This window comes from Burkholderia cenocepacia (assembly GCF_900446215.1).
Classification (GTDB): Bacteria; Pseudomonadota; Gammaproteobacteria; order Burkholderiales; family Burkholderiaceae; genus Burkholderia; species Burkholderia cenocepacia.
Genome location: NZ_UAQZ01000001.1, coordinates 274,450 through 293,018, shown reverse-complemented (window position 1 = coordinate 293,018; position 18,569 = coordinate 274,450). Strand labels below are relative to the sequence as shown.

The 18,569-nt window shown below is 65.4% G+C and carries 19 protein-coding genes and 1 pseudogene; 9 read left to right on the top strand and 11 right to left on the bottom strand.

Annotated features, from left to right (window positions below; genetic code table 11):
- The first annotated feature begins 216 nt into the window (after positions 1–216).
- The 7 genes from rpsF (at position 217) to DTA15_RS01295 (ending at position 5,000) form a co-directional block, all read left to right on the top strand.
- Entirely contained in the window at positions 217–591 is a 375-nt protein-coding gene (rpsF, locus tag DTA15_RS01325; RefSeq protein WP_006486255.1) for a 30S ribosomal protein S6, read from the top strand.
- A gap of 40 nt (positions 592–631) precedes the next feature.
- Complete coding sequence (priB, locus tag DTA15_RS01320; RefSeq protein WP_006486250.1) at positions 632–931, top strand: primosomal replication protein N; 300 nt, start codon at positions 632–634, stop codon at positions 929–931.
- A 4-nt stretch (positions 932–935) separates the two neighbouring features.
- Complete coding sequence (gene rpsR, locus DTA15_RS01315; RefSeq protein ID WP_006486248.1) at positions 936–1,211, top strand: 30S ribosomal protein S18; 276 nt, start codon at positions 936–938, stop codon at positions 1,209–1,211.
- Between the two features lie 27 nt (positions 1,212–1,238).
- Positions 1,239–1,691: a 50S ribosomal protein L9 gene (rplI, locus tag DTA15_RS01310; RefSeq protein ID WP_006486256.1), complete on the top strand. Its 453-nt coding sequence runs from the start codon at positions 1,239–1,241 to the stop codon at positions 1,689–1,691.
- A gap of 140 nt (positions 1,692–1,831) precedes the next feature.
- Complete coding sequence (locus DTA15_RS01305) at positions 1,832–3,214, top strand: replicative DNA helicase (protein ID WP_006486249.1); 1,383 nt, start codon at positions 1,832–1,834, stop codon at positions 3,212–3,214.
- 138 nt (positions 3,215–3,352) lie between these two features.
- Positions 3,353–3,979, top strand: a complete 627-nt coding sequence (locus DTA15_RS01300) for a DUF47 domain-containing protein (RefSeq protein ID WP_006486252.1) — start codon at positions 3,353–3,355, stop codon at positions 3,977–3,979.
- 10 nt (positions 3,980–3,989) lie between these two features.
- Positions 3,990–5,000, top strand: a complete 1,011-nt coding sequence (locus tag DTA15_RS01295) for an inorganic phosphate transporter (RefSeq protein WP_006486254.1) — start codon at positions 3,990–3,992, stop codon at positions 4,998–5,000.
- A 149-nt stretch (positions 5,001–5,149) separates the two neighbouring features.
- On the opposite strand, the gene DTA15_RS01290 is transcribed toward DTA15_RS01295, so the two are convergent.
- Both DTA15_RS01290 and DTA15_RS01285 read right to left on the bottom strand, forming a co-directional pair.
- The gene (locus tag DTA15_RS01290) at positions 5,150–6,235 is read right to left on the bottom strand and encodes an NlpC/P60 family protein (protein WP_006486246.1); all 1,086 of its coding nucleotides are present in this window, start codon (positions 6,233–6,235) and stop codon (positions 5,150–5,152) included.
- A 236-nt stretch (positions 6,236–6,471) separates the two neighbouring features.
- Positions 6,472–8,274 carry a PhoH family protein gene (locus tag DTA15_RS01285; protein ID WP_034178519.1) on the bottom strand — a complete coding sequence of 601 codons (1,803 nt, stop codon included), beginning with the start codon at positions 8,272–8,274 and terminating at the stop codon, positions 6,472–6,474.
- On the opposite strand from DTA15_RS01285, the pseudogene DTA15_RS38915 reads away from it, so the two are divergent.
- Positions 8,170–8,411: pseudogene (locus tag DTA15_RS38915) on the top strand (hypothetical protein); the annotation flags it as partial. The gene DTA15_RS01285 and the pseudogene DTA15_RS38915 sit on opposite strands and share 105 nt — an antisense overlap.
- A 198-nt stretch (positions 8,412–8,609) precedes the next feature.
- On the opposite strand, the gene DTA15_RS01275 reads toward DTA15_RS38915, so the two are convergent.
- From DTA15_RS01275 to DTA15_RS01235, 9 genes are all read right to left on the bottom strand, one after another.
- Complete coding sequence (locus DTA15_RS01275) at positions 8,610–9,071, bottom strand: peroxiredoxin (RefSeq protein ID WP_006482867.1); 462 nt, start codon at positions 9,069–9,071, stop codon at positions 8,610–8,612.
- Between the two features lie 110 nt (positions 9,072–9,181).
- On the bottom strand, positions 9,182–10,078 hold the full coding sequence (locus tag DTA15_RS01270; protein WP_006482870.1) for a polysaccharide deacetylase family protein: 897 nt from the start codon (positions 10,076–10,078) through the stop codon (positions 9,182–9,184).
- Between the two features lie 13 nt (positions 10,079–10,091).
- Positions 10,092–11,147 carry a bifunctional UDP-4-keto-pentose/UDP-xylose synthase gene (locus DTA15_RS01265; RefSeq protein WP_006482864.1) on the bottom strand — a complete coding sequence of 352 codons (1,056 nt, stop codon included), beginning with the start codon at positions 11,145–11,147 and terminating at the stop codon, positions 10,092–10,094.
- The gene (locus DTA15_RS01260) at positions 11,144–12,091 is read right to left on the bottom strand and encodes a formyltransferase (RefSeq protein ID WP_006482868.1); all 948 of its coding nucleotides are present in this window, start codon (positions 12,089–12,091) and stop codon (positions 11,144–11,146) included. The genes DTA15_RS01265 and DTA15_RS01260 overlap by 4 nt, the downstream gene beginning before the upstream one ends.
- Positions 12,088–13,125, bottom strand: a complete 1,038-nt coding sequence (locus DTA15_RS01255) for a glycosyltransferase (protein ID WP_006482860.1) — start codon at positions 13,123–13,125, stop codon at positions 12,088–12,090. Before DTA15_RS01255 ends, DTA15_RS01260 begins: the two co-directional genes overlap by 4 nt.
- A gap of 6 nt (positions 13,126–13,131) precedes the next feature.
- On the bottom strand, positions 13,132–14,283 hold the full coding sequence (locus DTA15_RS01250) for a DegT/DnrJ/EryC1/StrS family aminotransferase (RefSeq protein WP_006482866.1): 1,152 nt from the start codon (positions 14,281–14,283) through the stop codon (positions 13,132–13,134).
- Positions 14,284–14,413: 130 nt separating this feature from the next.
- Positions 14,414–14,785: an EamA family transporter gene (locus tag DTA15_RS01245; RefSeq protein WP_006482863.1), complete on the bottom strand. Its 372-nt coding sequence runs from the start codon at positions 14,783–14,785 to the stop codon at positions 14,414–14,416.
- A gap of 13 nt (positions 14,786–14,798) precedes the next feature.
- Positions 14,799–16,475: a glycosyltransferase family 39 protein gene (locus DTA15_RS01240; RefSeq protein WP_006482861.1), complete on the bottom strand. Its 1,677-nt coding sequence runs from the start codon at positions 16,473–16,475 to the stop codon at positions 14,799–14,801.
- Between the two features lie 123 nt (positions 16,476–16,598).
- Positions 16,599–16,973, bottom strand: coding sequence for an Mth938-like domain-containing protein (locus DTA15_RS01235; RefSeq protein WP_006482859.1), 375 nt, complete (start codon positions 16,971–16,973; stop codon positions 16,599–16,601).
- Positions 16,974–17,289: 316 nt separating this feature from the next.
- Here DTA15_RS01235 and DTA15_RS01230 point away from each other — a divergent pair, with 316 nt between their 5' ends.
- On the top strand, positions 17,290–18,528 hold the full coding sequence (locus DTA15_RS01230; protein ID WP_006482871.1) for a pyridoxal phosphate-dependent aminotransferase: 1,239 nt from the start codon (positions 17,290–17,292) through the stop codon (positions 18,526–18,528).
- The last annotated feature ends 41 nt before the right edge of the window (positions 18,529–18,569 follow it).

The following is an 18,569-nucleotide window of genomic DNA, read 5'->3' as shown; positions in this document are numbered from 1 at the left end:
GGGCCGGCGCGCTTCCGCTCCGACCCCGACTGCAGAAGGGCCGAGCGCGGCCGCTTGCCCGACATACGCGCTCAAGTCTTTGAAAATACGGCCGAATCCGTCCGCGCATCGTCGATTGGCCTTGCATGCGTCCCGTAACCGGGTTAGAATCTTCGGCTTCTCACTTGCCACACCGGTTCAGACGCCCGGGTGGCTTTAATCCACAAGGAGTGTGTAATGCGTCATTACGAAATCGTATTCATCGTGCACCCCGATCAAAGCGAGCAAGTGCCCGCGATGATCGAGCGTTACAAGTCCACGATCACGTCGCACGGCGGCCAGATCCACCGTGTCGAAGACTGGGGCCGTCGCCAACTGGCCTACATGATCGAGAAACTCGCGAAGGCTCACTACGTCTGCATGAACATCGAGTGCGACCAGACGACGCTCGACGAACTCGAACACGCGTTCAAGTTCAACGACGCCGTGCTGCGCCACCTCATCGTCAAGATGAAGAAGGCCGAAACCGGCCCGTCGCCGATGATGAAGGAAGTTCAGCGCGAAGAAGCCAAGAAGGCGGCTGCAGCTCAGCCGGCCGAAGCGCAGGCTTAAGTTCGTCACTCATTAAGCCATCAAGGAGCGCGCCACTCACGTGAACAGGTTGCAATTGACGGCGAGCGTCGTCGAACGCGCACCGGTGCGATATACGCCGGCAGGTGTTCCGATCGCAAGCGCCACGTTGCATCACCGCACGGAAGTCGTCGAAGCAGGCATTCCCCGTCAGGTCGAAATGACGATCGAGGCGGTGGCGGCCGGTGAGGCGAGCGGCAAGCTGGAAAGCCGTGAAATGGGCGTCGAAACGCTGTTCACGGGCTTCCTGGCCAAGAAAAGCCGCAACGCGAGAACCTTGGTGTTTCACATCACAGCATTGCAGGACATTGGAAAGGACTGAAATCATGCCCCGCCCGACTGGTAAGAAATTCGACAAGCGTCGTCAGCAACAAAACCCGCTCTTCAAGCGCAAGAAGTTCTGCCGTTTCACGGCTGCAGGCGTCGAGCAGATCGACTACAAGGACACGGAAACGCTGAAGGACTTCATCGGCGAAAACGGCAAGATCACGCCGGCTCGTCTGACGGGTACGAAGGCGCACTATCAGCGTCAGCTGGATACGGCCATCAAGCGTGCGCGTTTCCTCGCGCTGCTGCCGTACACCGATCAGCACAAGGCGTAATCAGGCGACGCAATAAGGAGAATTCGAATGCAAATCATTCTGTTGGAAAAAGTCGCCAATCTGGGTAACCTCGGCGATATCGTCAAGGTCAAGGACGGTTACGCTCGCAACTTCCTGATCCCGAACCGCAAGGCTCGCCGTGCAACGAAGGAAGCGATCGCCGAATTCGAAGTGCGCCGCGCTGAACTCGAAAAGATCGCCGCTGAAAAGCTGGCCGCATCGCAGGCAGTCGGCGAGAAGCTGAACGGCCAGTCGTTCGAAATCACGCAGAAGTCGGGCGTGGACGGCCGTCTGTTCGGCTCGGTCACGAACGGCGACGTCGCGGAACTGCTGAAGAAGGCAGGCTACGAAGTCGAGAAGCTGCAAGTGCGCATGCCGGAAGGCCCGCTGAAGATGATCGGCGAGCACAACGTCCAGGTCGCGCTGCACACGGACGTCGTCGTCGACGTCACGATCAACGTGATCGGCGACCACGCGTAAGCGTATGCAAGCTTGCCGGGCGGCTTCCGCCGTCCGGACAAGGGCAGGCGCCCGGGCAACCGGGGCCTGCCTTTTTTATTGCCCGATCGCGGGCAAGCGGTGGTAGCGCTGCCGCCATCTATTCGCGATAATCCCAACCCATGAACGCGCCGCAAGATCCCCAAATCGAATCGCTGAAAGTCCCGCCGCATTCGGTCGAAGCCGAACAGTCGGTGCTCGGCGGCCTGTTGCTCGACAACGCGGCATGGGACCGGATTGCCGATTTCCTGTCGCAGGGCGACTTCTACCGCTACGACCACCGGATCATCTACGAGCACATCGGCCGCCTGATCGCGTCGACGCGCCCGGCCGACGTCGTGACCGTGTACGAAGCGCTGACCACGTCCGGCAAGGCCGACGACGTCGGCGGGCTCGCATACCTGAACGCGCTCGCGCAGAACACGCCGAGCGCGGCGAACATCCGCCGCTATGCGGAAATCGTGCGTGACCGCGCGGTGCTGCGCCGGCTCGTGTCGGTCGCTGACGAGATCTCGGCCGACGCGTTCAATCCGCAGGGCAAGGAAGTCCGCCAACTGCTCGACGAAGCCGAATCGAAGGTGTTCTCGATCGCCGAGGAGGGCGCGCGCGGCAACCAGGGCTTCCTCGAGATCGGCCCGCTGCTCACGCAGGTGGTCGAGCGCATCGACACGCTGTACCACACCGCGAACCCGAGCGACGTCACCGGCACGCCGACCGGCTTCGTCGACCTCGACCGGATGACGTCCGGGATGCACGGCGGCGAGCTGATCATCGTCGCGGGGCGCCCGTCGATGGGTAAGACCGCGTTCTCGATGAACATCGGCGAATACGTCGCGGTCGAGTACGGGTTGCCGGTCGCGGTGTTCTCGATGGAAATGCCGGGCACCCAGCTCGTGATGCGTATGCTCGGCTCGATCGGCCGGCTCGACCAGCACCGGATGCGTACGGGCCGCCTGACGGACGAGGACTGGCCGAAACTGACGCACGCGGTGCAGAAGATGAGCGAGGCGCAGCTCTTCATCGACGAGACGGGCGGCCTGAATCCGATGGAATTGCGCTCGCGCGCGCGGCGTCTGGCGCGGCAATGCGGCAAGCTCGGCCTGATCATCGTCGACTACCTGCAGCTGATGTCGGGTTCGTCGCAGGGCGAGAACCGGGCAACCGAAATTTCGGAAATTTCGCGATCGCTGAAGAGCCTCGCGAAGGAGCTCGACGTGCCGGTGATCGCGCTGTCGCAGCTGAACCGCGGCCTCGAACAGCGCCCCAACAAGCGTCCGGTGATGTCGGATTTGCGCGAATCGGGCGCAATCGAACAGGATGCGGACGTGATCCTGTTCATTTACCGCGATGAGGTCTACAATCCCGACAGCCCTGACAAGGGGACGGCCGAAATCATCATCGGCAAGCAGCGTAATGGCCCGATCGGGCCCGTTCGGCTCACGTTCCTGGGGCAATACACGAAGTTCGACAATTTTGCCGGGGCGCAGACCTTCTACGGCGAGTAAAGCCGGTTGTAAACACCTATTTCGCCAAATGTTGTATCCAATCCCGGCGTGCGCATATGTGCACGTCGCGTCGCGACCGGAACCGGTACAATGTCGCCCGTTTTCGTGACAGTAGTTTGACAATCTCTCAGGAATCCCATGTTCGGTCGATTCATGCCCACCGAGGGCAAGTTCTTTGAACTCTTCAACTCGCACGCGAAGCACATCGTTTCCGGTGGCCGCGAGCTCGAACTGCTGATCGACAATCTCGCCGACGCCGAGATTCACAAGCAAAACGTGCAAATCGCCGAGAAGGCCGCCGACAAGCTCACGCACGAGGCGATCGATCTGCTGCACAAGACCTTCATCACGCCGCTCGATCGCGACGAGATCCACAAGCTGATCACGACGATGGACGACATCCTCGACCTGATGGAAGACGTCGCGACGGCCGTGTCGCTGTACGACGTGCAGTCCGTCACGTCCGAGGCGAGCCAGCTCGCGCACATCGTCACCCAGTCGGCGCAGCACGTGCAGCAGGCCGTCGGATTGCTGTCCGACATGAAACAATCGGCGCAGATCCTCAAGCAATGCGAGGAAATCGACCGCTGGGAATCGGAAGCCGACCGCGTGCTGCGTGCGGCGATGTCGAAGCTGTTCCGCGAGGAAGACGACGTGAAGACGCTCATCAAGCTGAAGGCGATCTACGAGCTGCTCGAAGAGATCACCGACAAGTGCGAAGACGTCGCGAACATCATCGAAGGCATCGTGCTGGAAAACGCCTGAGCGGACCACGATGCATTCGATACAACTCGCCCTATGGATGGTCGCGACGCTGGTGCTCGTCGCGCTCGTATTCGACTTCATGAACGGCTTTCACGACGCGGCGAACTCGATCGCCACCGTCGTGTCGACCGGGGTGCTGAAGCCCCAGCAGGCCGTGGTGTTCGCGGCCGCGTTCAACGTGATCGCGTACTTCATCTTCCACCTGAAAGTCGCGCAGACCGTCGGTAAAGGCACGATCGATCCCGAAATCGTCGACCACTACGTCGTGTTCGGCGCGCTGGTCGGCGCGATCGGCTGGAACGTGATCACGTGGTACTACGGGATTCCGTCGAGCTCGTCGCACGCGCTGATCGGCGGTCTCGTCGGCGCGGCGCTCGCGAAATCGGGCTGGAGTTCGCTGAACGTCGACGGGCTGCTGAAGACGATCGCGTTCATCTTCATTTCGCCGCTGCTCGGTTTCATCCTCGGTTCGCTGTTCATGCTCGGCGTGTCGTGGCTGTATTTCCGTACCGCGCCCAGCAAGGTCGACCGGCGCTTCCGCCGGCTGCAACTGCTGTCCGCCGGCCTGTACAGCCTGGGCCACGGCGGCAACGATGCACAGAAGACGATCGGCATCATCTGGATGCTGCTGATCGCGAGCGGCTACGCGTCGGCCACCGCCGATGCGCCGCCGGCATGGGTGATCGGCGCGTGCTACCTGTCGATGGGCCTCGGCACGCTGTTCGGCGGCTGGCGCATCGTGCGCACGATGGGCCAGAAGATCACGAAGCTCAAGCCGGTCGGCGGCTTCTGCGCGGAAAGCGGCGGTGCGATCACGCTGTTCGTCGCGTCGTTCCTCGGCATTCCCGTGTCGACCACGCACACGATTACCGGCGCGATCGTCGGTGTCGGCGCGACGCAGAAGTTGTCGGCCGTGCGCTGGGGCGTCGCCGGCAATATCGTGTGGGCGTGGGTGCTGACGCTGCCGGCGGCCGCGCTGTTCGCGGCCGGCGGGTGGTGGCTCGGGCACCAGATCTTCTGATCGTCGACGCTTTCCGGTTGACACGAAATGCGCCGCAAGCCGAAAGGCTGCGGCGTATTTTCTTTTGGGGGCGCGGGAGAGGGGGGCGGCGAAGCGGTGGCGGGTGGCAAATGCCGCCCACGTCGTGACGGTCGGGGTCGAGCAACGGGTCAGTAACTGCCGGTCGCAAACCGCGCGATCGGATCGTCCGCGGTACTGGTGCGCGGGCTGACGGGTGCGGATTGCGTCGACGCACGCAATACCTGCACGGGCGCGGGCTCGATACTGCGTGTCGGCGTCGACGCGGTGGCGGGCGGCGGCTCCGCATCGAAGGCGGCGGCCTGGGCGGCCGTCAGTGCGGTCGTCGGAATCTGCGTACCGACCTCGGCCGGGGCGGCCGGTGCTGCATTGGCCGTCATCGCGGGCACGGCGCCATTCGCCGACGTCGCTTGCTGTTGCGCCGCCTGCATCCGCGGGGGCGGCGGTTCGTACGGATCGGCGGCCGTTGCCGGCGGTGCCGCTGCGGCCGTCGTCACGACCGGCGTGGTCGGAATGGCCTGCGCCTGCGTCACGCTTGCTTGCGACGGCGCATACGTCGGCTGTCGCGGCGCGGCGGCGGCCGTCATGACCACCGGAGCGGCCGCGACCGCGGTCGGGTTGCGCGGCTCGTCGCGCTTGGCCTCGTAGGTCGGCGCATCGAACGGCGTCGGGGCCGAGCGCGGCGGCGCGACGCGGCGAATGCCGTCGAAACGCTTGGCCCAGTACGGGTTCGTCAGGTAGTCGAGCCGCACGGTACCGCCTGTCGACGGTGCGTTGACGAAGCGCAGCTTGCCGACGTAGATGCCGACGTGCGAATGCGGCCGCCCGGTCGTATTGAAGAAAATCAGGTCGCCCGGCGCGATCTGGTCGGGTTCGATCGACACGCCGCGGCCGCTCATGTCGGCGGTCGTGCGCGGCAGGTTCACGTCGGCCGCGCGGCCGATCACGTAGCGCACGAGCCCGCTGCAGTCGAAGCCGCTCGTCGGCGTATTGCCGCCCCAGCGATACGGGACGCCGACGAGGCTCATCGCCTGGATCGAGATTTCTTCCTGGCCGACGCTGTGGTCGACGAATTTCGGGAAATTGGCCGGCGCCGGGAAGGCGCGCGGCGTCGTGATCTTCATCCCCGAAGCGGAGCGCGATGCCGACTGCGGCGGCACGCTGGAGCAGGCCGCAAGCAGGGAGACGACGGCGACGGGAACCCAGATTCGAAGCATGGCAAGGCGGGCGAGCGCGGCGCGCTCGCGAATCGTATGACAACAGACAGACCCGATGGTAGACGCTCCGGCGGGGCTTAAGCAACCATTCTTGAGAATTTACTTGAAGTTTCGCGCGTAAACTGCGTTGTTGCGTGACGAAGCGTTATCTTTGTCTTCGACCCCAAATAAAAACGGCGCTCCGGAAACGGAGCGCCGCGTGGCGTCGAAAGCCGGCCGCTCGGCCGGCCTGCGCGTTACAGAATGTCCGACGCGTAATCGGCGAGCCGCGAGCGTTCGCCGCGCGCGAGGGTCACGTGGCCGCTGTGGCCCCAGCCCTTGAAGCGGTCGACGACGTAGGTCAGGCCCGAGCTGCCTTCGGTCAGGTAAGGCGTGTCGATCTGTGCGATGTTGCCGAGGCACACGATCTTCGTGCCGGGGCCCGCGCGCGTGACGAGCGTCTTCATCTGCTTCGGCGTCAGGTTCTGCGCCTCGTCGATGATCAGATACTTGTCGACGAACGTGCGGCCGCGCATGAAGTTCATGCTCTTCACCTTCAGGCGCGAACGGATCAGCTCCTGCGTTGCGGCACGGCCCCATTCGCCGGCGGCATCGTCGGTCTTCTGCAGCACTTCGAGGTTGTCGTCGAATGCGCCCATCCACGGCTGCATCTTCTCTTCCTCGGTGCCGGGCAGGAAACCGATGTCCTCGCCGACGGGCACGGTCGCGCGCGTCACGATGATCTCGTTGTAGCGCTTGTCGTCGAGTACCTGCGCGAGGCCGGCCGCGAGCGCGACGAGCGTCTTGCCGGTGCCGGCCTGGCCGAGCAGCGTGACGAAGTCGATCTCGGGGTTCATCAGCAGGTTCAGCGCGAAGTTCTGTTCGCGGTTGCGCGCGGTGATGCCCCACACGTTGTTCTTGTGGTGGCTGTAGTCGCGCAGCGTCTGCAGCAGCGCCGTCTTGCCGTTCAGCTCGCGGACGATCGCGTGGAACGTCGGCTCGCCGTTCTGCGGCTCGAGATAGACGAACTCGTTGACGAGCATCGACGCGACGAGCGGGCCGGTCACGCGGTAGTACGTGGTGCCCGTCTTCGTGTCCTGCCAGCTCTCCATGCCCTTCGCGTGCTTGGTCCAGAAGTCCTGCGGCAGTTCGCGCACGCCGGTGTAGAGGAGATCCTTGTCCTCGAGCACCTGGTCGTTGAAGTAGTCTTCCGCGGGCAGGCCGAGCGCATGCGCCTTGATCCGCATGTTGATGTCTTTCGACACCAGCACGACCTGGCGGTCGGGCCGGTCGCGCTGCAGCGCGCGCACGACGCCGAGGATCTGGTTGTCGGCCTTGCCCTCGGGCAAGCCTTCGACCGGCGCGATGTCGGCGAGCTTCGTCTGGAAGTACAGGCGGCCGAGCGCCTCGCGGCTGCCGAGGCGCGACAGCGGGATGCCGTCCGAGATCGGGCCGCCGTCGGCGACGAGCGCGTCGAGCGTGCGGCTGACCTGGCGAGCGTTACGCGCGACTTCGGACATCCCCTTCTTGTGGTTGTCGAGTTCCTCGAGCGTCATCATCGGCAGATAGACGTCGTGTTCCTCGAAGCGGAAGAGGCTGCTCGGGTCGTGCATCAACACGTTGGTGTCGAGCACGAACAGTTTCTGCAGTTCGGCTTCGGCGGGCTTGCGGCTGCGCGACTTCGTCGCGGCGCCGGCATCGCGCGCGGGCGCCGTGGCCGGTTTCCCGGCGGCCGGCTTGTCGTGGCGTGCCACGACCGGCGCCGCGGGTTCGGCGGGCGCCGGCATCGGCTGCAGCAGCGCGGCCGTCTGTTTGGTCTTGCGGCCGCGCGCGGGTGCGCTCGCGGCGTCGGGCGCCGAAGACGCGACGGCACGCAGCGGCGCGGCCGTGTTCGCGGCTTCGATCATCGGTTGGGCCACGCTGGCCGGACCATAGTCACCGGCTGTGGATGCGTCCCCTTCGGCGGATTTCTTCGCGGCTTTCGCGGGCCGCGCTTTCGCCTTGTATTCGTCGGGCGGCAGCAGGCTGCCGAGCTTGCTGGGGGGAGTAGGCAAAGGCATGGTGTCCCTCGGGAGGAATCGTGTCGCATGGCGTGCGCCGCTGATCGCATCCTGCGTGACGTAGACGCATGCAGTTTGCGCGCGGTGGCGCACAGGAATTTCGTCTAGCCGGTTCGCCTAAGTGTCGATCAGCTCCTCGATGCGGTAAGGGCCGGACCGGGGAGGGCCGGCGCGCGTTCCATAAAAAAAGCCGCTGCCCCGTCGACAGGGACATGCGGCTCGGCTGATGCCGTCGTGATGCGCGTCAGGTGCCGGGAAGCATTGCAACGGGCACCGGCGCAGCTACGAGAAATATGGGGCGAACTGGCATTCATTGCGGCCCAATATAACGCGCCTCAAAGCGCTTGTACAGCCTTTAGCACGTCGTCCACGTGACCCGGCACCTTGATGCCGCGCCATGCCTGGCGAAGCACGCCGTCGGCGTCGAGCAGGAACGTCGAACGCTCGATTCCGCGCACTTCCTTGCCATACATTTTCTTCATCTTGATGACATCGAACAACGCGCACAGCGCTTCGTCGGCATCGGAGATCAGCGGGAACGGCAGTTCGAGCTTGGCCTTGAAATTGTCGTGCGAGCGCAGGCTGTCGCGCGACACGCCGATGACTTCCGCACCGGCCTTCTTGAACTTCGGATAGAGATCGCGGAACTGCAGCCCTTCGGTCGTGCAGCCCGGCGTGTTGTCCTTCGGATAGAAGTACAGCACGAGCTTCTTGCCCTTCAGGTCGGACAGCGAAATGTCGCCGCCCGTGGCCGGTGCGGTGAAATCGGGAACTTGACGGTCAACTTCGACAGACACGTGTTTCTCCTGTTGTTATGGAAGGGCGCCGCTGCGGCGGCGCGGTTCGGCGGGGCGTCGCGGCAGCGCGCCGCGGGGGCGGAGCGGCGACGCCGGCTCGCGTGCGAACTTCAGTCGGGCTGGACGATCAGTTCGCCGGAGCGGCCGGGGATTTCGCCCCACGTGACAGGGTACGATGGCAGCGAGTCGCGGTCCAGCGCCGCGTGGTAGTCGCCCATCGTCGCAAACGTGTGGCCTTGCGCACGCCAGCCGGCGAGCAGCTGTTCGAACACGGGCGCGAGTTTCTGCCCTTCCAGTTCCGCATGCAGCGTGAACACCTGGTCGTGCGGATTGGTTTCGGTGAACTTGAGGATGTGCGCGGCGACGTTGTGCGTGTCGACGCCGTCGATGCCGAGCACTTCGTCGAGCGTGGGCAGCGTGGTCGGCATCTGCACGTGCGACAGCGTGCGGCCGCCGACGACGGGCAGGTACGGCGAATGGCCGCGACCGTCGGACGCGTAGCGCATCCCCCATGCATCGATCTGCTCGAACGCGGCATCGTTCATCTGCCAGCCGGCCGCGCCGTGCGTGACGGGCGGCGCGCCGAAGATCTCGCCGAAGCGCGCGTGACTCTTCTGCATTTCACGCGCGGTCCAGTCGCGATCGCGGACGCGCACGTTGTCCTGCCAGTACACGTGATCCCACGTGTGGATCCCGCATTCGAAGCCGGCCTCGTGAATCGCGCGCATGTCGGCGATCGCACGGCGGCCGATGTCCGGGCCGGGCAGCAGCACGCCGTACATCAGCTGCTTCACGCCGTAGTGCTCGACCACCGACGTGCGCGACACCTTCTTCAGGAAGCCCGGGCGGAACACGCGCCGCAACGCCCAGCCGGTGTGATCCGGCCCGAGGCTGAAGAGGAAGGTCGCGCGCGCATTGAAGCGGTCGAAGATGCGCGCGAGGTTCGGCACGCCTTCGCGCGTGCCGCGCAGCGTGTCGACGTCGATCTTGAGGACGATACGAGCCAAGCGAACGTCCCGGTCAGCCTTGCTGTTCGACGAGCGCGCGCGCGTCGGCGACGTGGCCGCGATACGCTTCGAAGATGTTGCGCAACGCGTCGTCGAACGTCGCCTGCGGCGCCCAGCCGAGCTCCTGCATCGTGTTGTCGATCTTCGGCACGCGGTTCTGCACGTCCTGGTAGCCGTTGCCGTAGTAGGCGCCGGACGTCGTTTCGACGAGCTTCACCTGCTTGGCCGAATCGGCGTACTCGGGGAATTCCGCGGCCAGTTCGAGCATCTTGTGCGCGAGCTCGCGAACCGAGAAGTTGTTCTTCGGATTCCCGATGTTGTAGATCTTGCCCGACGCGACGCCGTCCTTGTTCTCGATGATCTTCATCAGCGCGCTGATGCCGTCGCCGATATCGGTGAACGCGCGCTTTTGCGAGCCGCCGTCGACGAGGCTGATGTTCTCGCCGCGCACGATGTGGCCGAGGAACTGCGTGACCACGCGCGAGCTGCCTTCCTTCGGCGTGTAGATCGAGTCGAGGCCCGGGCCGATCCAGTTGAACGGGCGGAACAGCGTGAAGTTCAGGCCTTCCATCCCGTAGCCCCAGATCACGCGGTCCATCAGCTGCTTCGAGCACGCGTAGATCCAGCGCGGCTTGTTGATCGGGCCGTAGGTGAGCGCCGACGCATCCGGGTCGAACTGCTCGTCCGAGCACATCCCGTAGACCTCGGAGGTCGACGGGAACACGAGGTGCTTGCCGTACTTGACGGCCGAGCGGACGATCGGCAGGTTCGCCTCGAAGTCGAGCTCGAACACGCGCAGCGGCTGCTGGACGTAGGTGGCCGGCGTGGCGATCGCGACGAGCGGCAGGATCACGTCGCACTTCTTCACGTGATACTCGACCCACTCCTTGTTGATCGTGATGTCGCCTTCGAAGAAATGCATCCGCTCGTGGTTGACGAGGTCGCCCAGCCGGTCGGTCTGCATGTCCATGCCGAACACTTCCCAATCGGTGGTTTCAAGAATGCGCTTCGACAGGTGATGGCCGATGAAGCCGTTCACACCCAGGATCAGGACTTTTTTTGCTTTCATGAATGACGGGAAGAATGAATGAACTGCGCGAATTCCGCGGGCGTCACGACGGTTTCGCTGCCGTCGCGCTGCTGCCGGAGCTCGAGAATGGATAGGGCGCGGCTGTCGCCGCAGACGCCGAATAGCGCATTATCGCTTACGTGCAGGCCGGGCGGCAAATCTGCCGCGGCGGCCGCTGCCGCGCTGCCGGGCGCCGCGAGGCGCGCGCGCGCGATCACGAACCGGGCGCCGTGGATGTCCGTGAATGCGCCCGGATACGGGGGCGCGACCGCGCGCACCAGGTTGTAGACCTGCGCGGCCGGCTTCGACCAGTCGACGCGGCCGTCCTCGGGCTTGCGCCCGCCGTAGTAGCTGCCGGTCGCGAGATCGTTCGGCAGGTGCGACGCCTCGCCCGCGAGCAGCGCGGGCAGCACGCGCCACAGCGTCTGCTCGGCGGCCACCGTGACCTTGTCGAACACCTGCGCGGCCGTGTCGTCCGGCAGGATCGGCACCGCGGTCTGGCCGATGATCGCGCCCGCGTCCGGCTTGGCGGCCATCTCGTGCAGCGTCGCGCCGGTTTCGGTCTCGCCGTTCAGCACGGCCCAGTTGGTCGGTACCCGACCCCGGTATTTCGGCAGCAGCGAACCGTGCATGTTGTACGCGCCGCGCGGCGCGATCGCGAGCAGGTCCACCGGCAGCATGTGGCGGTAGTAGAACGAGAAGATGAAATCGGGCTGCGCGTCGGCCACCGCGCGGCGCAGCGCCGGATCGGCCGGGTCGGCCGGCGTGACGACCGGAATGCCGTGCTCGGCCGCGACGGACGCGACGCTGCCGAACCAGATGTTCTCGTTCGGGTTGTCCTCGTGCGTGACGACCAGCGCGACGTCGACGCCGCGCGCGAGCAGCACCTGCAGGCACCGCACGCCGACGTTGTGATATGCGAAGACGACCGCGCGCGGCTTCATTGCGCGGCTCCCGGGCGGGTCGCGGCGGCCGGCACCGGCGGCATGCCGTCGTGCTGCTCGAGCACGGCCTGGATCAGGTAGCGGGGACGCGCGCGCACCTGCTGGTAGATGCGGCCGACGTATTCGCCGAGCAGGCCGAGCGCGAAGATGATCACGCCGAGCAGGAAGAACGTGATCGCGAACAGCGTGAACACGCCTTGCACTTCCGCGCCGACGATGAAGCGGCGCACGAGCAGCAGCACGAACAGCGCGGCGGAGCCGAGCGACAGGATCACGCCGATGAACGACAGCCACTGCAGCGGCACGACCGAGAAGCCCGTCACGAGGTCGAAGTTCAGCCGGATCAGGCTGTACAGCGAGTACTTCGATTCGCCCGCGAAGCGTTCCTCGTGCGCGACCTCGATTTCGGTCGGGTTCTGCGCGAACGTGTACGCGAGCGCGGGGATGAACGTGTTGACTTCGCCGCACACGTTGATCGTGTCGATGATGCGGCGGCTGTACGCGCGCAGCATGCAGCCCTGGTCGGTCATCTTGATGCGCGTGATGCGCTCGCGCAGCCGGTTCATCATCTGCGACGCCTTGCGCCGCCACAGGCTGTCCTGGCGCTGCTTGCGGATCGAGCCGACGTAGTCGTAGCCCTCGCGCATCTTCGCGATCAGCTTGCCGATTTCCTCGGGCGGGTTCTGCAGGTCCGCGTCGAGCGTGATGACGATCTCGCCGCGCGACTGCGCGAAGCCCGCGAGGATCGCCATGTGCTGGCCGTAGTTGCCGTTGAGCAGCACGACGCGCGTCGTGTCGGGCCGGACGTGGAACTGATCGGCGAGCATCGCGGCCGAGCGGTCGCGGCTGCCGTCGTTGATCAGGATCACTTCGTACGACGTGTCGAGGGCGTCGAGCGCCGGATACAGCCGCGCGAACAGCGCGGCGAGACCGTCTTCCTCGTTGTACACGGGGATGATGACCGAGACTTCGGGCCGGCCGGTGTCCAGATGCGCGGCGCCCGGATGTCCGGCGCGTGCTTCAAGGTGACTCATGTACGCTTATTTTCCGTATTGTTCGCAAATCTGATTGACGGCGTCGACGACGCGACGCACGTCGCCTTCCGTCATCTGCGTAAACAGCGGCAGCGTGACGGTCGACGCGCCGTACCGTTCGGCGTGGGGGAACATGCCCTCCTTGAACCCGCGCGCACGGTACAGCGTGAAAAGATGGATCGCCGGGTAGTGGATGCCCGTGCCGATGCCGCGTTCCTTCATCTGCGCCATGAATTCGGCGCGCGTGATCGTCAGCCGCTCGAGCGGCAGCGTGACCAGGAACATGTGCCAGTTGCCGTTCTCGAATTCGGCGACGGGCAGGCCGACGCCGAGCTTCGCGGCCGCGCCGCCGTCGAACGCGGCGAAATACGCGCGCGCGAGTGCGCGGCGCTGCGCGGTGAAGCGCTCGAGGTGCGGCAGCTGGCCGAGGCCGACGCGCGCGGCGACGTCGGTCAGGTTGTACTTGCCGCCGAGCACGTCGCAGTCCATTCCGTCGAAGCCGGTGCGCGTGATGCCCTGCAGCCGGTACTTCTGCGCGAGCACCGCTTCGTCCTCGTTGTTCAGCACGAGCGCGCCGCCTTCGATCGTCGTCAGGTTCTTGTTCGCGTGGAAGCTGAACGACACGAGGTCGCCGATCGCGCCGATGCGCTTGCCGTGCCACGTCGAGCCGAACGCCTGCGCGGCATCCTCGATCACGCGCAGCTTGTGCGCGCGGGCGATCGCGTACAGGCGGTCCATGTCGACCGGCAGGCCGGACAGGAACACGGGGATGATCGCCTTCGTGCGCGGCGTGATCGCCTGCTCGAGCTTGTCGAGGTCGATGTTGCGCGTGACGGGATCGATGTCCGCGAACACGGGCGTCGCGCCCGTTTCGATGATCACGTTGCTGGTCGAGACCCACGACGCCGGCGTCGTGATCACCTCGTCGCCGGGGCCGACGCCCGCGATGCGCAGGCCGATCTCGAGCGTGCAGGTGCCCGAATTGAATACGCGGACCGGACGGCCGCCGCAGTACTCGGACAGTGCCGCCTCGAATTTCTGGCACTGCGGGCCGGTGGTGATCCAGCCCGAGCGCAGCACCTCGACGACGCCCTGGATGGTTTCCTCGTCGATCTCGGGGCGGGTGAACGGCAGAAACGGGGCGGTAGTCTGGCTCATGAACGCGTTTGGCCTGTAATGGCGTGTAATAAAAGGGTCGGGCGATCCGCCCAAAACCGGCATTAAACACCGGTTGGCGGATTCGTACCGTGATTTTTTGTAGGCGGACGCTTAACGCCGCGCGCCGTGCTCAGCTGCGCGCGAGCACGAGCACACCGATCAGGATGATGCCGATGCCGACGAGCCGCTGGACCGACAGCACCTCGCCGAACAGGTACCACGCCGCGAACGCGTTGACGACGTAGCCGAGCGACAGCATCGGGTACGCGATCGACACGTCGACCCGCGACAGCCCGACGATCCACACGACGACGCTCAGCACGTAGCAGCCGAGGCCGCCGATGATCGGCAACTGGGTCGCGATCTTCAGGCCGACCGGGATGATGTTCGCACGGCTGAATTCGAAGTGTCCAACGGCGTTGACGCCGGCTTTCAGCAGAAGTTGCGCACAGGCGTTGAGCATCACGCCGGTGACGATGCAGACGAACGAAACGGGGTTCATGCGGGAGGCGTCCTTACGATTGCGGTTTCTCGACGATCACGCGCCGGTTGTCGCGCGCGATCACGCGCATCGGCACGCCTTCCTTGACCAGCGCGTCGTACTGGCCGGGCGGCATGATCGCGAGCGCGTGGGTTTCCTGCTTCCAGCGCGTGATCCATTCGCCGATGGTCGGAATCCACTTGTTCGGCTCGACCGAGATCCCGAACGCGAGCTCGTCCTGGCGCTGCACCATGATCGTCGTGTGACCCATGTAGAACGGGAACGTGTGGTCGAGCATTTCGATCGAGTAGAACGGCGTGTCGGGCGGCAGCTTCGCCAGTTCGGCGCGCACGGCCGGCGCGAGCAGCGCGCCCGAGCTGTAGCGGCCGAACTCGTCGTGCCCGGTGCCGCCGATCGTGCCGAACACGAGCCATGCGGCGCCGAACGTGGCGAGCGCGGCGGCCACGCCCGCGCGACGGTTCAGCCACGCGGCCACGAGCGTCAGCGCGGCCGCGACCGCGAGGCCGGCGTACAGCCACATCTGGAACGCCCGGTACAGCGCGTTCGGCGTGCGGGCGTCGCCCTGGTACGCGAGGAAGACGATCCCGAACGCCGCGGCGACGAAAAACACGAGGTAGCCGAGCAGGTGGCGACGGAAGCGGTCGGCCGTCATCAGCGGCAGGTACGCGCCGATGATCAGCGCGAGCGCCGGCGCGACCGGCAGCACGTACGAGATCAGCTTCGAATGCGACGCGCTGAAGAACAGGAAGATGAACGCGCTCCAGATCAGCAGCACGAGCATCGGCGCGAAGCCGTTCGGCTGGCGCGGCATCCGCACCGCATGGCGGATGCTCTGCCACGCGACCGACAGCCACGGCAGGAAGCCGACCAGCAGCACGGGCACGAAGTAGTACAGCGGACCCGGGCGGTTCTGTTCCGGGGTCAGGTACCGGCGGAACTGCTGGACGATGAAGAAGAAGTTGAAGAACTCGGGGTTGCGCTGCTGGACGAGCACGAACCACGGCGTGACGATCGCGAAGAAGATCACGAGGCCGCTGACCAGGTACAGGCGCTTCCACAGCGCCCAGTCGCGCGCGACCAGCGTGTACAGCACGAGCACGGCGCCCGGCAGGATCAGGCCGACGAGGCCCTTGGACAGCACCGCGAACGCCATCGCGGCCCAGCACGCCCACATCCAGCCGCGCACCGCGGCCGGGCGTAGCCCGGGCCGCTGCGCGAGCAGCAGCGAGCAGAGCGACAGCGCCATCCAGAACGCGAGCCCCATGTCGAGCGCGTTGAAGTGGCCCATCAGGTTCCAGTACGGCGAGCTGGCCAGCACGACGGCGGCGAGGAAGCCCGACAGCGGGTTGAACAGGCGCGCGCCGGTGTAGCCGACGAGCAGCACGCCGGCGAAGCTCGCCACGGCGGTATAGAGGCGCGCCTGCCATTCGCCGATGCCGAACCACGCGAACGTCAGCGCGTTCAGCCAGGTCTGCAGCGGCGGCTTCTCGAAGTACTTGTAACCGTTGTAGCGCGGCGTGATCCAGTCGCCGGTGACGAACATCTCGCGCGCCATTTCCGCGTAGCGGCCTTCGTCGCTCGGGATCAGGTGGCGCAGCCCGAGCGGCGCGAACCAGACGATCGCGAGCGCGACGAGCAGGAGGACGAGCGTGATGCGATTGAGCGGTAGCCTCGACGGCGTATCGTTCATGGGTTTTCAGCCTGTTGGTTGTTGTGACGGGCCGCCGGCGGGTGGCGCCGGGGGCGGGCGGCCTGGCCGGGCCGATCGGGGGATCGACCCGCTGCGCCGGCCCGAGTTTTACCGCATCGGGGATTAACGTTCAATTAAGAGCGCGGCGGCGACTTTGCGGCCCTCGGCCATCAGGATGTTGTAGGTGCGGCAGGCGGCCTGGAAATCCATCGTTTCGACGCCGATCCGCTGCGCGGTGAGCGCCGCGACGAGCCGCGGGTGCGGGAAGCGCAGCCGCGCGCCGCTGCCGAAGATCACGAGCTCGGGCGTCGGCTCGAGCAGCATCGCGAAATGCTCGGGCGCGAGCGCGTCGAACGACGACACGGGCCAGGCCTGGACCGGCGCGCCGGGCAGCACGATGACGCTCGTTTCGTGGCGTTCGAGATTGACGTCGACATAATCGGGGCCGTAGCCGGTGACGGTGTTGAGCGCGCCGCTCGCGTCCTGGTGCAGTTTCAAATCGGTATTCCGCGGTTCCGTAGGGGAATGGATTGGCCGGGCCGTGCGGGCCCGGCTGGCCGGTTTCGCGCGCCCGGGCACGCGGGGACGCCTGACGGCGCGGGCCCGGCGCGGCTATGGTGCATTGCGAAAGTCGGCCAAAATCCGCTAAATTATAACTTTTTGGTCGCCCCCGGGCGCCACTTGCGTCGTGCGTCGCCACAAGCCGCGTCCGACCGCCGCTTTTTCCCAGTCTAGACAGCGCGCACAGACCGGCCGCTTTCCAGTTTTGATCCCGTCCCCCCGGCCGCAAGGCCAACCCAGGAACCGTGTCGTCGTGAAACCGATTCAGAAGTCGAACAAGCTGCTCAACGTCTGCTACGACATCCGTGGCCCGGTGCTCGAGCACGCGAAGCGCCTCGAGGAAGAAGGCCACCGCATCATCAAGCTGAACATCGGCAACCTCGCGCCGTTCGGTTTCGACGCGCCCGACGAGATCATCCAGGACATGATCCGCAACCTGCCGGCGTCGTCCGGCTATTCGGATTCGAAGGGCGTGTTCTCGGCGCGCAAGGCCGTGATGCACTACACGCAGGAAAAGGGTGTCGTCGGCGTCGGCCTCGACGACATCTACATCGGCAACGGCGCGTCCGAGCTGATCGTGATGGCGACCCAGGCGCTCCTGAACGACGGCGACGAAGTGCTGCTGCCCGCGCCCGACTACCCGCTGTGGACGGCGGCCGTGAGCCTGTCGGGCGGCACGCCGGTGCACTACGTGTGCGACGAGCAGAACGCGTGGATGCCCGATCTCGACGACATCCGCCGCAAGATCACGCCGAACACGAAGGCGATCGTCGTGATCAACCCGAACAATCCGACCGGCGCGCTTTATTCCGACGAATTGCTGCTGGAGCTGCTCGAGATCGCGCGCCAGCACGGGCTGATCGTGTTCGCCGACGAGGTCTACGACAAGATCGTCTACGACGGCCTCGAGCACACGGCGCTGGGTGCGCTGTCGGAGGACGTGATCACCGTCACGTTCAACAGCCTGTCGAAGAGCTATCGCTCGTGCGGCTACCGCGCGGGCTGGATGGCCGTGTCGGGCCTCGGCGGCGACAACCGCCGGCGCGCGAAGGATTACCTCGAGGGGCTCGGCATCCTGTCGTCGATGCGCCTGTGCGCGAACGTGCCCGGCCAGTTCGCGATCCAGACGGCGCTCGGCGGCTACCAGAGCATCAACGAGCTGATCGTGCCGAGCGGGCGCCTGTACAAGCAGCGCGAACTCGCGTATGACATGCTGACGTCGATCCCGGGCGTGACCTGCGTGAAACCGCAGGCCGCGCTGTACATGTTCCCGCGCCTCGACCCGAAGCTCTATCCGATCCAGAACGACCAGCAGTTCATTCTCGACCTGTTGCTCGAGGAGCGCGTGCTGCTCGTCCAGGGCACGGGTTTCAACTGGACGACGCCCGACCACTTCCGCGTGGTCTTCCTGCCGAACCTCGACGACCTGACCGATTCGATCAACCGGATCGCACGCTTCCTCGACGGCTACCGCAAGCGCCATTCGGTCTGAGCGGGCAGGACCACACGGAACTCACTACTTCTTACTCATCG

Excerpts from the sequence above, each read along its gene's own strand:
- rpsF (WP_006486255.1), top strand. The coding sequence starts at position 217 with ATGCGTCATTACGAAATCGTATTCATCGTGCACCCCGATCAAAGCGAG.
- rpsR (WP_006486248.1), top strand. The coding sequence starts at position 936 with ATGCCCCGCCCGACTGGTAAGAAATTCGACAAGCGTCGTCAGCAACAA.
- rplI (WP_006486256.1), top strand. The coding sequence starts at position 1,239 with ATGCAAATCATTCTGTTGGAAAAAGTCGCCAATCTGGGTAACCTCGGC.
- DTA15_RS01305 (WP_006486249.1), top strand. The coding sequence starts at position 1,832 with ATGAACGCGCCGCAAGATCCCCAAATCGAATCGCTGAAAGTCCCGCCG.
- DTA15_RS01300 (WP_006486252.1), top strand. The coding sequence starts at position 3,353 with ATGTTCGGTCGATTCATGCCCACCGAGGGCAAGTTCTTTGAACTCTTC.
- DTA15_RS01295 (WP_006486254.1), top strand. The coding sequence starts at position 3,990 with ATGCATTCGATACAACTCGCCCTATGGATGGTCGCGACGCTGGTGCTC.
- DTA15_RS01290 (WP_006486246.1), bottom strand. The coding sequence starts at position 6,235 with ATGCTTCGAATCTGGGTTCCCGTCGCCGTCGTCTCCCTGCTTGCGGCC.
- DTA15_RS01285 (WP_034178519.1), bottom strand. The coding sequence starts at position 8,274 with ATGCCTTTGCCTACTCCCCCCAGCAAGCTCGGCAGCCTGCTGCCGCCC.
- DTA15_RS01265 (WP_006482864.1), bottom strand. The coding sequence starts at position 11,147 with ATGAAAGCAAAAAAAGTCCTGATCCTGGGTGTGAACGGCTTCATCGGC.
- DTA15_RS01260 (WP_006482868.1), bottom strand. The coding sequence starts at position 12,091 with ATGAAGCCGCGCGCGGTCGTCTTCGCATATCACAACGTCGGCGTGCGG.
- DTA15_RS01255 (WP_006482860.1), bottom strand. The coding sequence starts at position 13,125 with ATGAGTCACCTTGAAGCACGCGCCGGACATCCGGGCGCCGCGCATCTG.
- DTA15_RS01250 (WP_006482866.1), bottom strand. The coding sequence starts at position 14,283 with ATGAGCCAGACTACCGCCCCGTTTCTGCCGTTCACCCGCCCCGAGATC.
- DTA15_RS01245 (WP_006482863.1), bottom strand. The coding sequence starts at position 14,785 with ATGAACCCCGTTTCGTTCGTCTGCATCGTCACCGGCGTGATGCTCAAC.
- DTA15_RS01240 (WP_006482861.1), bottom strand. The coding sequence starts at position 16,475 with ATGAACGATACGCCGTCGAGGCTACCGCTCAATCGCATCACGCTCGTC.